12 protein-coding genes are annotated in these 12,221 nt (G+C 44.5%); 9 read left to right on the top strand and 3 right to left on the bottom strand.

What is annotated here, in order from left to right; translation table 11 throughout:
* Positions 1–77: 77 nt before the first annotated feature.
* From LEPTO7376_RS13295 to glgA, 6 genes are all read left to right on the top strand, one after another.
* A complete protein-coding gene (locus tag LEPTO7376_RS13295; protein ID WP_015134690.1) occupies positions 78–1,292 on the top strand; it encodes a septal ring lytic transglycosylase RlpA family protein in 1,215 nt (404 codons plus the stop codon).
* 118 nt (positions 1,293–1,410) lie between these two features.
* Positions 1,411–2,391 (top strand): ATP-binding cassette domain-containing protein, encoded by a 981-nt coding sequence (locus LEPTO7376_RS13290; RefSeq protein WP_015134689.1) that lies wholly within the window; start codon positions 1,411–1,413, stop codon positions 2,389–2,391.
* A gap of 144 nt (positions 2,392–2,535) precedes the next feature.
* Positions 2,536–3,192, top strand: coding sequence for an ATP-dependent Clp endopeptidase proteolytic subunit ClpP (clpP, locus tag LEPTO7376_RS13285; RefSeq protein WP_015134688.1), 657 nt, complete (start codon positions 2,536–2,538; stop codon positions 3,190–3,192).
* Positions 3,193–3,235: 43 nt separating this feature from the next.
* Positions 3,236–4,576 (top strand): ATP-dependent protease ATP-binding subunit ClpX, encoded by a 1,341-nt coding sequence (gene clpX, locus LEPTO7376_RS13280; protein ID WP_015134687.1) that lies wholly within the window; start codon positions 3,236–3,238, stop codon positions 4,574–4,576.
* A gap of 16 nt (positions 4,577–4,592) precedes the next feature.
* Complete coding sequence (locus tag LEPTO7376_RS13275) at positions 4,593–5,426, top strand: alpha/beta fold hydrolase (RefSeq protein ID WP_015134686.1); 834 nt, start codon at positions 4,593–4,595, stop codon at positions 5,424–5,426.
* 81 nt (positions 5,427–5,507) lie between these two features.
* The gene (gene glgA / locus LEPTO7376_RS13270) at positions 5,508–6,944 is read left to right on the top strand and encodes a glycogen synthase GlgA (protein WP_015134685.1); all 1,437 of its coding nucleotides are present in this window, start codon (positions 5,508–5,510) and stop codon (positions 6,942–6,944) included.
* An 18-nt stretch (positions 6,945–6,962) separates the two neighbouring features.
* On the opposite strand, the gene menD is transcribed toward glgA, so the two are convergent.
* The 3 genes from menD to LEPTO7376_RS13255 form a co-directional block, all read right to left on the bottom strand.
* Entirely contained in the window at positions 6,963–8,684 is a 1,722-nt protein-coding gene (menD, locus tag LEPTO7376_RS13265) for a 2-succinyl-5-enolpyruvyl-6-hydroxy-3-cyclohexene-1-carboxylic-acid synthase (RefSeq protein ID WP_015134684.1), read from the bottom strand.
* A gap of 36 nt (positions 8,685–8,720) precedes the next feature.
* On the bottom strand, positions 8,721–9,131 hold the full coding sequence (locus LEPTO7376_RS13260; RefSeq protein WP_015134683.1) for a hypothetical protein: 411 nt from the start codon (positions 9,129–9,131) through the stop codon (positions 8,721–8,723).
* A gap of 89 nt (positions 9,132–9,220) precedes the next feature.
* Positions 9,221–9,994: an ABC transporter permease gene (locus LEPTO7376_RS13255; protein ID WP_015134682.1), complete on the bottom strand. Its 774-nt coding sequence runs from the start codon at positions 9,992–9,994 to the stop codon at positions 9,221–9,223.
* Between the two features lie 294 nt (positions 9,995–10,288).
* Between LEPTO7376_RS13255 and grpE the strand changes: the two genes are divergently transcribed.
* From grpE to apcB, 3 genes are all read left to right on the top strand, one after another.
* Complete coding sequence (gene grpE, locus LEPTO7376_RS13250) at positions 10,289–10,978, top strand: nucleotide exchange factor GrpE (RefSeq protein WP_264308892.1); 690 nt, start codon at positions 10,289–10,291, stop codon at positions 10,976–10,978.
* 68 nt (positions 10,979–11,046) lie between these two features.
* Positions 11,047–11,406: a hypothetical protein gene (locus tag LEPTO7376_RS13245; protein ID WP_015134680.1), complete on the top strand. Its 360-nt coding sequence runs from the start codon at positions 11,047–11,049 to the stop codon at positions 11,404–11,406.
* Positions 11,407–11,604: 198 nt separating this feature from the next.
* Positions 11,605–12,114, top strand: coding sequence for an allophycocyanin subunit beta (apcB, locus tag LEPTO7376_RS13240; RefSeq protein ID WP_015134679.1), 510 nt, complete (start codon positions 11,605–11,607; stop codon positions 12,112–12,114).
* Positions 12,115–12,221 lie beyond the last annotated feature (107 nt).

Below are 12,221 nucleotides of genomic sequence, written 5' to 3'. Positions count from 1 at the left end.
GCGTCACTTCCGATTTTCGGGTATTTGGGTCGCGGCATCTCCAACTTTTTTTAATCTTTTAAACATCTTTTTTGTTTATGCGCTTATCGAAACTGACAGGATTTCTGTCTGGTTTAGGAGTTTCTGCCCTCGTCACAGCCACGGAATTTACTCCCATGGTGGCGATCGCCGAAGCAAGTCAACCAAAACACCACACTCGTATTGGCAAGCAGCCAAACGTTGACTTTGTTGCGACTCTGCAACCACTGACACAAACAAAAAATAGTGTTTCTCAGGCGGAAGATTCGACCGTGCTTGCAGCAGCTGAGCTCATGTCGCAGCGCCAGAGTTTGGCACAAAATCCCCTATGTCAATTAGTTTCTGAAACAGCAGAAACACCACTAGCAATTGCAGAAGCAAAAGTTGCGGCTCCAACACCCTCCAAATTTTCAAATTTCGTCTCAAGCTTTGTTCAAAAGTTTTTGCGGGTGATTGGTTTAGATCATTTGATGAGAACAAAGCCCATCAAAAAGAGCCCAGTCGCTGTTGTTAGCAAAACAATTCAGGTTAACGAAAAGCCTTCCCAAACAGCATCTAATCAACAAAGTAGTGCTCGCTTCGTTAGCGATCGCCCCCAAACAACAAGACCTTCTTTAGCCCAGGATTATGAACTCTGGGTAAAAGGTAGTTTGATTGCGACAGTGCGCTCCCAAGAGAAAGCTGATTTACTGGCCCAGCGATTGGAACGTCTCGTCGAAACCACGAATTTCAATGCGACAGCGATCACTCCAAAGCTCCACCAAGAGCAACCGGCGATCGCCATGGGTGATCAAATTCTCTTTGTTATTGATGAGTCCATTACCCGCGAAGACATCAAAAACTATGAGATCCTCGCAATCCGCTGGGCAAACAATCTGCGATTGGCCTTTGGCGTGCCTGCCCTCGACTTGATCACTGCCCAAACGCAAATGTATCAAGTAGAAGAAACTGGTCAATCTCTCGAAGGACTCGCCTCTTGGTATGGACCTTACTTCCATGGTCGTCTCACCGCTAATGGTGAAATTTATGACCAATATGCTTTTACCGCAGCGCATCCTTCAATGCCTTTAGACACATATCTCAAAATCACTAATCTCGATAATGAGAAAAGCGTGATTATCCGTCTAAATGACCGTGGCCCCTATATCCCGCCTCGGAGTCTCGATTTGTCCCTTGGTGCTGCACGTTGCCTAAATAGCGTTGAAACAGGCGTAATTCCTTACAAAGCAACAATTATGGAACGTCGTCCAACACTTGCGACCGAAGCTATCTAAAGAAATTTAGTCGCAAAATAGATTTTAAAAGCAGAGGCAGATTGTCTCTGCTTTATAATTTTTTTGCCCCGTCAGCATGGCTTAAACCTGCAGGCGATCGCCTTTCCGGAGTGCCCCTATGACCATCATCGCAGTCGATCAGCTCAGCAAGACTTATCCCGTCGCCCTCAAAGAGCCTGGTTTAAAAGGCACAATACGCCATTTCTTTAAACGCCGTTACCGCCAAGTTAAAGCCGTCGAAAACATTTCATTTCAAATCAAAGCCGGTGAAATGGTCGGATTCCTTGGACCCAATGGTGCTGGAAAAACAACGACTCTCAAAATGCTCACAGGCCTAATTCATCCTTCAGCAGGGAAAGTTCATGTCGCTGGAGCCACTCCCTTCAACCGTAAAGCCAGTTTTCTGCGCCAAATCAGTTTGGTTATGGGACAAAAGCAACAGCTTCTATGGGATTTGCCTGCCTTAGATTCCTTGCGCATTAATGCGGCTATTTACGATATCCCTGAAAGCGTTTTTCAGGAACGTCTTGCTGAACTCAGTGACATGCTCTCACTTGGCAACAAACTCACCCAGCCCATCCGTAAACTATCCCTTGGAGAACGGATGAAAGCAGAACTCCTTGCGGCATTACTCCATCATCCACGAGTTTTATTCCTTGATGAGCCAACTCTCGGACTTGATGTCAATGCCCAAGTTGCTGTGCGAGATTTTTTGCGAGAGTACAATCGACTTTACGGCGCGACAATTTTGCTCACAAGTCACTACATGGCAGACATTACAGCACTTTGTGAACGTGTTCTGCTCATTCATCAAGGCAGTCTTATTTATGATGGTGGCCTTGATGAATTACTGGCTGATTTTTCTCCCTACCGCGAAGTAAGAGTAGAACTAGCAACGCCCTATAACGAAAGTCAATTAGTTGTTTTTGGAGAAGTGGAAAGCATTAACGGTCAGGAAGTACGCTTTTTGGTAAAACGAGAACAATTAACCCAACGAATCGCCAAAATCTTAGAACGTCTACCCGTGCTGGATTTAAGCGTTAATGATCCACCAATCGAAGAGATTATTGGGCGTGTCTTTAGTCTAGGGGCAGTGTAATAGGTCAAAGCGGCTCCATCTCTGAAACTTTAGTGTGATGCAGTCTAGTCCGCTTATCGTTATCATAGTGATGGGATTTATGTCTCCGTAAGTCAGATTATCTTTACTACTCATTTTTGATTTTTATTAGGCGATCGCTCCACTATGGTTCAGTCACAAACTTCCTACCAGAATTTACTCAGCCAGTCTGCCCCCTATACATTCTCTATGGGTGGTGCCGTCGTACCGATGGTTGTCGAGCAATCTGGCATGGGTGAGCGCGCCTTCGACCTCTACTCCCGCCTCCTCCGCGAAAGAATCATTTTCTTAGGTAGTGCCATTGATGACACCGTTGCAGATTCCATCGTGGCGCAACTACTTTTTCTAGACGCTGAAGACGCCGAAAAAGATATTCAAATTTATGTCAATTCTCCCGGTGGTTCTGTATACGCGGGAATGGCAATTTACGACACGATGCAGCAGATTCGCCCTGATGTCGTGACAATTTGTTACGGGATTGCCGCGAGTATGGGAGCTTTCTTATTGTCCGGTGGTACAAAAGGTAAGCGGATGGCCCTACCGAGCTCGCGGGTGATGATTCACCAGCCTCTGGGTGGTGCTCAAGGTCAAGCTGTTGACATTGAGATTCAAGCCAAAGAAATTCTCTATATCAAAGAAAAACTAAATTCTTTAATTGCAGACCATACTGGTCAAGCATTTGATAAAGTGGCGGAAGATACGGAGCGCGACTTTTATATGTCCGCCGAGGAAGCCTGTGCATATGGCCTCATCGATAAAGTCATTACTCCGGAAGCCGCTTAAAAATTACTGTCTATTTTGATCAAGAGGCTCTACGAAAAAATTTATGTCTAAATATGACTCCCACCTTAAATGCTCTTTTTGTGGAAAATCCCAAGAGCAAGTCCGAAAGCTAATTGCAGGGCCGGGCGTCTATATTTGTGATGAATGCGTAGAGCTATGTAATGAGATTCTTGACGAAGAATTGATGGAAAATGCGGCAGGGATGGCTCCCACCGTCGCGCGATCGCCAGAAAAGAATCCTGAGAAAAGTCCTCCAGCCAAGATTAAGTTCGAGGACATCCCCAAACCACGAGAAATCAAAGAATATCTCGACGAACATGTCATCGGCCAAAACGATGCAAAAAAAGTTCTCTCTGTTGCTGTTTATAACCACTACAAGCGCCTAAGTTTACTACCAGACGAAGAAGAGCCGGATCCAGCTGCTGACGGCATTGAACTCCACAAGTCCAATATCTTATTAATTGGCCCAACGGGTTGCGGCAAAACGCTCTTGGCTCAGACCTTAGCAAAAATCCTAGATGTCCCCTTTGCGGTGGCAGATGCAACAACATTAACTGAAGCGGGTTATGTTGGTGAGGACGTTGAGAACATTTTGTTGCGCCTCTTGCAGGTAGCAGACCTTGATGTAGAAGAAGCACAACGCGGCATTATTTATATTGACGAGATCGATAAAATTGCTCGAAAGAGCGAAAATCCTTCCATCACCCGCGATGTTTCGGGGGAAGGAGTTCAACAAGCGCTTCTCAAAATGCTTGAAGGTACTGTCGCTAATGTTCCTCCTCAAGGTGGTCGTAAACATCCTTACCAAGATTGTATTCAGATTGACACAAAAAATATTCTGTTTATTTGTGGTGGTGCCTTTGTTGGTCTAGATAAGGTCATCGAACGCCGAGTCGGGAAGAAGAGTATGGGCTTTGTGCGCCCTGGAGAAGAAGGTTCTAATAAGGATCAACGCACAGCAAAACTTTTGCAACATCTCTCCTCTGAGGATTTGGTGAAGTACGGGATGATTCCAGAATTTACTGGTCGTATCCCAGTGATGGCTTCCCTAAACTCCCTTGATGAGGATACGCTCATTGAAATTCTGACACAGCCAAAGAACGCCCTTGTTAAGCAGTATCGCAAGTTACTGAAGATGGACAATGTAGAACTAGAATTTGAACCTGCTGCTGTTCGGGCGATCGCCCAAGAGGCATACCGACGAAAGACTGGCGCACGAGCATTACGAGGCATTGTCGAAGAATTAATGCTTGATGTGATGTACGAAATTCCATCGCGGGCTGATTTACAGCGCTGTAAGATTACGCAAGAAATGGTGGAGAAACGCTCTACAGCCGAGTTGCTTTTGCATCCTTCTTCCCTCCCTAAACCTGAATCTGCTTAGGCTTTAGTGTAGGGTCATGCCAAACATTTCAGTACGGGGAATTCCACACTATTTTGAGTGGATTCGAGTTGATCAATCAGCGAATAAACCAATCATGTTATTTGTGCATGGTTGGGGTGGCTCCAGTCAGTATTGGCGACAAACAGCCCATCAATTCAGTTCACAGTTTGACTGTTTAATTTATGACCTAAAAGGTTTTGGACAATCTCAGTTAACGCCAGACTATCAAGGCGATTTTGCGTTAGAGGATTATGCTCTAGATCTAGCTGAGCTGATTCATAATTTAGATATTTCAACCTCCTTCGTTCTCAACGCTCATTCGATGGGAGCCTCCATTGCTGCTCTATTTACGGAGCAATATCCTCAAAAAGTTGAGCGTTTAATTCTCAATTGCAATGGTGTATTTGAATATGATGAACGGGCCTTTGCGATTTTCCAGAAAATTGGTAGTGCAATTGTTCAGCTTCGTTATCCTTGGCTAATTTCAGTTCCTTTTATGGATCGAGTGGCGATCGCCCGTTTTCTGAATCGTCCGATTAATAAACAGGATCGCCAACAATTTTTAGCTGATTATCTTGCTGCCGATAGCGCTGCAGCTGGCGGAACCCTCATTGCTTCAGTCAACAAAGATATGGTGACTCGTTTACCCGCTGCCTTAAAAACCATTCAATGCCCAACTCTATTTCTCTCTGGCGAAAAAGATAAAATTATTCCCGCAGTACAAGCACAGGCGGCGATCGCCCTCAACCCAAACTTTCAATACGCAGAAATTCCACAGGTGGGACATTTCCCAATGTTAGAAAGCCCAGATATTTACAAAGCACAAATTCAGAAATTTCTGGATAGTTAAGCGAAATTTCCGGATTCTTTGTTGCTTTTGACTGGGTGGATGATACGCTCTAACAGATGATTCCATTCCGAGAAAACCTCTATGCGTATTTTGTTCGTCGCCGCCGAAGCTGCCCCTATCGCCAAAGCGGGAGGCATGGGTGACGTCGTCGGAGCACTTCCCAAAGCTCTAAGACAGTTGGGGCATGACGTACGCATTTTTTTGCCTTACTACGGTTTTCTCAATAACACCATGGACTTACCGTCAGAACCTGTCTGGCGAGGGACTGCAATGTTTAATGACTTTGCGGTCTATGAAACGACGTTGCCAGAGACTGATGTACCGCTGTATCTTTTTGGCCATCCAGCCTTTGATAAGCGCGAAATTTATGGTGGCATTGACGAATTTTGGCGCTTTACGTTTTTCTCCAATGGCGCAGCAGAATTCATTTGGAATCACTGGAAACCTGATGTTGTCCATTGCCATGATTGGCACACAGGTATGATTCCTGTGTGGATGCACCAATCTCCAGATATCAGCACCGTTTTTACGATTCATAATTTGGCTTATCAGGGGCCCGGACGCGCTTTCCTTGAGCAAACGACTTGGTGCCCTTGGTATATGGATGGCGATAATGCGATGGCATCAGCACTTATGTTTGCCAATCAGATCAATACCGTTTCACCAACCTATGCACAGCAAATTAAGACTGAACAGTATGGCGAAAAACTGGAAGGATTATTGTCTTGGGTTAGCGGAAAAAGTCAGGGAATTGTTAATGGTATTGATGCAGAACGTTATAACCCCAGTACAGATAAATTCATCCCAAAAACTTTTTCTAGTAAGACTTTAGAAGACCGCACCGCAAATAAAATTGCCCTACAACAAGAGACTGGTTTAGAAGTTAATAAAAAAGCTTTTTTGATGGCGATGGTTAGCCGCTTAGTGGAGCAAAAAGGTATTGATCTATTGATGAATATCCTAGATCAATTCATGTCCTATACTGATGCACAACTCATTGTTCTCGGCACCGGCGATCGCCAATATGAGACACAACTTTGGCAAATGGCCTATCGCTATAAAGGACGGATGTCAGTACAACTGCTTTATAACGATGGTTTGTCGCGCCGGATTTACGCAGGGTCTGATGTGTATTTGATGCCGTCTCGCTTTGAGCCTTGTGGTATTAGCCAGATGATGGCGATGCGTTACGGTTCAATTCCGATCGTGCGACGCACTGGTGGATTGGTTGATACTGTGTCTTTCCATGATCCAATTGAGCAGAGTGGCACAGGTTTTGCGTTTGACCGTTATGAGCCCCTCGATATGTACACCTGCATGGTGCGGGCCTGGGAAAGTTTCCGTTATAAAGACGAATGGACAAAGCTGCAACAGCGAGCGATGCAAACCGATTTCAGTTGGTATGAACCGGCGGCCAAATATCTCAAAATGTACCGTCAAAGCATTGGTGATGAAGCAGTTTTAACGGCGGATGAGGCAGATAAAATCGAACATTTTGGGAAACTATATCAGGTTTAAAGGTAGGGGATCAAAGGTTTAGCTAAAGGTACACAATAAGGATTGTAACCATTGTGTATCTCGGTGTCGGTCACCCAAAACTTCGAGTAAACGAACACCTTTTTTTGGCAAATTAGACACAGCGGCAATGAGTGCATCGGGATTGGTGATTTTTTGGTAGGTCACACCATAGGTTGCAGCAAGCTGTTTCAAATCTGGGCTTTGGGGTGTGATGAAATATTCTTTAAAAACATCATCTACTTGGGCAATAGGTAGCATTTCAAAAATGCCACCACCGCCATTATTAATGACAATAATCGTGAGAGACCCGCGACATTGGGACAGGGTTAAAAAGCCATTTGTGTCATGAAGTAACGCGAGATCTCCTGTGAGTAAGACACAAGGTGAATAGTTATGGGCAATAGCGATCGCCGTCGAGAGAGTACCATCAATACCGTTTGCGCCACGATTAAAATAGGGCTGGATTTGTCGCTGGTTTTGCTGCCAAAAGAACTCTGCGTAACGCACAGTCATACTGTTTGCAAAAAAAATAGCGCTTTTCTCTGGTAGGTATTGAGAGAGTAACCGAACAACCTTGGCTTCAATAAAATCGGCTTCTGAGTTAAAAGCTTGGGTGATCGCCGTGGTCGTTTGCTGTTGATAGAAGTGCCATTTTTGAGGGTATTCAGTATCAGATTGAGACCTGGCAGGCAGCAATTTTACAAGCTGTTCAACAGAAGAGAAAAGGGTTTGGGTGGGGCGGTGGAGCGGGTCAAGATTGTCGTGATAAGGCGTGATCATCCAAGTGGGAATGTGATGAGTTCGTAGCCATGCTCGCAGGATTTTGCTGGTGGGCAACGCGCCAATTTGAATCACGATTTCTGGTAATAAAGCTTCGGCCTGTCCATCATTTCGAAGAATAAAATCGTAGATAGTAATCAGCTCAAAATCAGCAAAATTTCTGAGGGGCGAAAGGGCTTCCGCAAGGACAGGAAATCCAAGATTTTTAGATAATGTGGCGATCGCCTTTGTATAGGTCTCAGGATTTTCGGGTTGATCAACACCAGCGATAATAATGCCTTTTTTTCCTTGCCAATGTTCAAGGGGTAGTCTACTTGGTGAAAAGCTCAGAGGAATAGGAGATTGTATGCCCTGAAAAAAAGTTTTAGGATTAATTTCATCGGCGAAAAAAGTGACGGAATCATCCAGAATATTTGGTGGCAGCGGATCGCGAAAAGGACAATTTAGATGCACCACTCCCTTCTGGGGAAATAATGATTTTTGCCAAGCTTGTACCATTGTCTGCCGCGCATATTGCAGCATGTTTAAACTTGCGACAGGAGTTGCCATTTCACTAAAAAACTGTGCAAATTCTCCAAATAAATTGAGTTGATTAATGGTTTGACCGGATGCACATTGACGCAATTCTGGGGGGCGATCGCCAGTCAAAATCAACAGTGGCACATAACTATAACGGGCTTCAATTACTGCTGGATAAAAATTCGCGCCTGCAGTCCCTGAAGTACAAACTAAAACCGTCGGAATGCCAGATGTTTTCGCTAAACCTAACGCCCAAAATCCCGCCGAACGTTCATCGAGAATCGGAATAGCTTCAATCTTTGGATGTCTAGCAAGGGCAACAGTCAGAGGAGTCGAGCGGGAGCCAGGACAAATAATCGCATTCCGCAACCCCAAACGCGCCAGGGTTTCCACCATCACCGATGCCCAGAGGCTGTTGAGGTTATTGAAATTTAAAGTCATACCCGCCCAGCGATCGCCCTCAGTTTTACGAATGCTCTATTTGATTTTTTCAGGATTTTTCATACGCTCTTCTAATTGCTCAAAGGTCTTGAGCACCAGGCGTTTTGCCTCGAGTTGCCATCCCCAGCGTTGCACTTGAATGGCTGCAGGAATGGCGATCACTGGCGCAATAAAATCGAGGGGTTGACGCAAAGAAATCCCAAACAATAATCCTAAACCTGCAATGCCCCAAAACGGTAAAGCAATAGATTGACGATTATCTTCAATGAGGGATGCGAAAAACCCTTTGGGCATGTCTTCGATCAATTCTGCTTTTAATGCTTCAATTTGGCGAGCATTCAAACCCAACGCAAATTTCCGGCGTAACTTCTCGATTTTACGGGCATCAGAACTGTATTCTGTCAGCTCATCTTCTGCCATCTGGATCAATTGTTCGAGTTTTGCCATGGTTCTCTCCTGCCTAGCCATACAAAGCTATTGTGACATTTGTCAGCCCCCAAAGTACAAGGTCTTTTGAGGGCTCTCTGCCCCAAAATCTAGAACTGGCGGCGACTTAAAACAAAGATGGCGATCGCCTGAAGAAGAATGACGTAAACGATGCCGTAAATTGCACTAGTGATCAGAATATTTGGCTCTGGAATAACACCATAGACCACTTCATTGCGAAAATTGAGGCGAGAGAGATCAGGAAGAATTGTATAGAGATTTTCGGTGAGCCATTGCACATTTGCATTTTTGCTGAGTTCCCCTAGTTTCACCAAGTCAGTACTAAAGTGACCCATCAGATAAATCCCGAAGGAACAGAGTGTTGCAAGCAATGAACTCGTAAACACACCGAAGGCGATCGCCACCGCGACAATCAGCATTAATTCCAGAAAAAGATAGCAGATTGATACCAAAATCGGCACAGTAAAAAACGGTCGCTCAGCCCAATTGAGAAAGCCAAAATAAATCACAACCATTGCTGCCAACATCACTCCAATCACTGCCGACAAACCAATATGCTTACCGATAATGAGTTCGGCTCGGCTAATAGGTTTAGGAATGAGAACCAAAATAGTACGTTTTTCGATTTCTTTATTAACGAGGCCAGTACCCACAAAAATAGCGACCAAAACACTCAAAATACCGATCATCCCAAGACCAAAATCCACTACGATTTTGTCGCCCGCTGTCGCAGAAATATCCGGCAAAATCTGCACCGCAATCCCAAAGGCCAGGGCATAGAAGCCGAGAAAATACAAAATGCGATCACGAATCACCTCACGAAAACAATTGGTGGCGATCGCCCAGATACGTTTAAGATTCATATTTTTCTCAGATCGTCGACAGCAGCAGGTTTAAATCAAAATTCAGCATATCAATATTTTTCGGAGACAGACAATCCTATCCGGTTTTCAGGAGAGATCAAAACATTTTGTAGTCCTCGATACTTTTTAACGTTTTACAAACAAGCTCTCTGTTCTACCCATGTCATAAGCGAAAATGCTTAATTGGCGAGTTATTTACCAAAATTCATCATCATAAATTGCTATCGATTTTTTTGGGTCTGAGGAGGAAACAACACAATGAGAAATTCGAGTCGCGCACAACTGCAAACTTTAATGGACAAAAGAAATGTTTCCACAGAGCTAGAACTCTCCCGTGCAGCTAATGTCGCAGAACGGCAAATCTATCGCTTAGGCCAAGGTTTGATTCATACGTTTCCTATCACTGATGTGGTGAAATTAGCGCAATATTTCGAGCAGAGTGTTGATGAATTTTTAGCAACTTTTTTGCCAAATGCTCTCCAACCCATTGAGTTTGAGCAAAGTGTTGATCAGTCTGCAGAAATTGCAGCTCTCAAAGCAGAATGTGAACGTCTCGAAAAAACCCTAGAACAACAGACTACTGATGAGTCTGAAGAAGTTGCAGCTCTCAAAGCAGAATATGAGCGTCTCGAAAAAACCCTAGAACAACAGGGCATCACTCTCCAACAACAATGGCAACAGGAAGCTCTGGATCAGCTCGAACCCTGGCTCCTCCAATGGTCTGCGGCTGCCAATGCTGCAATCGAAAGACCCAATTTCCCAGCAAAAGCCCTTGTGTCTCTTGCCAAACCCTTTGAACAACTTCTAGAGAATTGGGATGTCCAGCCGATTGGTGTAGTCGGCGACACTGTTGAATACGATCCCACAACCCACCAACTCGTCAAAGATGGCTTCGACGTCGAACCCGGTGATACTGTTACTGTCCAAAATATTGGCTATACTCAGGGCGATCGCCTACTCCACCGGGCTAAAGTTGTCGGTTAACCCAACAGCGTTTCCGGATTACAACCGAAACAGATCGAGTACTTGGGTAAACCCTGAAAAATTGTGCCATGCCAGCTAATACCTGCATCATCAGCAACAATTCTGAACAGAAAGCCAAGCTGGCCCAATGCTTTGAGCGAAACGCCTTGCTCTCCACCAGTTTCCCTCGCAATTTACAGAATATTTTTGAGCTCGCTCAGCAATCACCATTGCTACTCATCGTCATTGCTCTCAAGCAAGATCCAACCCTTTCTAAGAAAATCTGCCATTCTCTCAAAAAAAATCCTCTCACCAAAAACACGCCTCTCATCCTAATCAAGAAACAGGGTTTATCAGAAGACCAACAACTCGCGGATGCTTATTTACCTGACGATTTCAGTATGCGAGACCTAGAACAACTCGTACGCCAACTCACAATCGGCTATTAGAGACAACGCCAGATAAGGCTGCCTCTCCGCAAGAGAAAGACTGTTTATTATATTTTTTAAAGAAATATGTCGAATAGCGGTAAAAGCTGGGAGTATAGAGGCTGTAAAAAATTACGATAATGACGATGCGAAGGCATCTTCATGGGATGATATTTCCTAAACGAGCTTAATAAAAACTGCTGTTCGGAGAAAATTTTAATGCAGGACGCTGTTACAAGTCTGATCAGAAATTATGATACAACCGGGCGTTACTTAGACAGTAATGCCATTGACAATCTCAAGAGCTATTTTGCGACTGGTGCTGACCGAATTACAACAGCAGCAATCGTTAATGGGAACTCTGCTGAGATTGTTAAGTTTGCAGCAAATCAACTTTTTGAGGCCGTTCCAGAGCTTTTACTTGCTGGCGGAAATGCCTATACGACCCGCCGTTATTCTGCTTGTTTGCGGGATATGGATTACTATTTGCGCTACGGCACCTACGCAATTATCGCAGGCAATAATGACATCCTGAATGAGCGCGTACTACAAGGTTTGCGGGAAACTTACAACTCTTTAAGTGTGCCGATTGGACCGACTGTTCGCGGTATCCAGTTCATCAAGGAAGCGATTAAATCTGCGGCAGCGGAAGCAGGTATTGCGGATACATCTTTTATCGATGAGCCTTTTGAACACATGATTCGGGAGTTCAGCGAAGTCGATATCTAGATTTTGTCAAAACAAACGTAACTCAATCCAACTGATTTTACTTTTCAAATTTTTTTTAATATAAACCTATCTCTGATAATCACCCTGACAGTAGTTGGGGGATTTTT

This window comes from [Leptolyngbya] sp. PCC 7376, from assembly GCF_000316605.1.
Lineage (GTDB): Bacteria > Cyanobacteriota > Cyanobacteriia > Cyanobacteriales > MRBY01 > MRBY01.
The sequence above is the reverse complement of the archived record's forward strand: the minus strand, read 5'-3'. Positions and strand labels throughout refer to the sequence as shown.

Excerpts from the sequence above, each read along its gene's own strand:
- apcB (WP_015134679.1), top strand. The coding sequence starts at position 11,605 with ATGCAGGACGCTGTTACAAGTCTGATCAGAAATTATGATACAACCGGG.
- menD (WP_015134684.1), bottom strand. The coding sequence starts at position 8,684 with ATGACTTTAAATTTCAATAACCTCAACAGCCTCTGGGCATCGGTGATG.
- grpE (WP_264308892.1), top strand. The coding sequence starts at position 10,289 with ATGGACAAAAGAAATGTTTCCACAGAGCTAGAACTCTCCCGTGCAGCT.
- LEPTO7376_RS13290 (WP_015134689.1), top strand. The coding sequence starts at position 1,411 with ATGACCATCATCGCAGTCGATCAGCTCAGCAAGACTTATCCCGTCGCC.
- clpP (WP_015134688.1), top strand. The coding sequence starts at position 2,536 with ATGGTTCAGTCACAAACTTCCTACCAGAATTTACTCAGCCAGTCTGCC.
- LEPTO7376_RS13275 (WP_015134686.1), top strand. The coding sequence starts at position 4,593 with ATGCCAAACATTTCAGTACGGGGAATTCCACACTATTTTGAGTGGATT.
- LEPTO7376_RS13255 (WP_015134682.1), bottom strand. The coding sequence starts at position 9,994 with ATGAATCTTAAACGTATCTGGGCGATCGCCACCAATTGTTTTCGTGAG.
- clpX (WP_015134687.1), top strand. The coding sequence starts at position 3,236 with ATGTCTAAATATGACTCCCACCTTAAATGCTCTTTTTGTGGAAAATCC.
- LEPTO7376_RS13245 (WP_015134680.1), top strand. The coding sequence starts at position 11,047 with ATGCCAGCTAATACCTGCATCATCAGCAACAATTCTGAACAGAAAGCC.
- glgA (WP_015134685.1), top strand. The coding sequence starts at position 5,508 with ATGCGTATTTTGTTCGTCGCCGCCGAAGCTGCCCCTATCGCCAAAGCG.
- LEPTO7376_RS13295 (WP_015134690.1), top strand. The coding sequence starts at position 78 with ATGCGCTTATCGAAACTGACAGGATTTCTGTCTGGTTTAGGAGTTTCT.
- LEPTO7376_RS13260 (WP_015134683.1), bottom strand. The coding sequence starts at position 9,131 with ATGGCAAAACTCGAACAATTGATCCAGATGGCAGAAGATGAGCTGACA.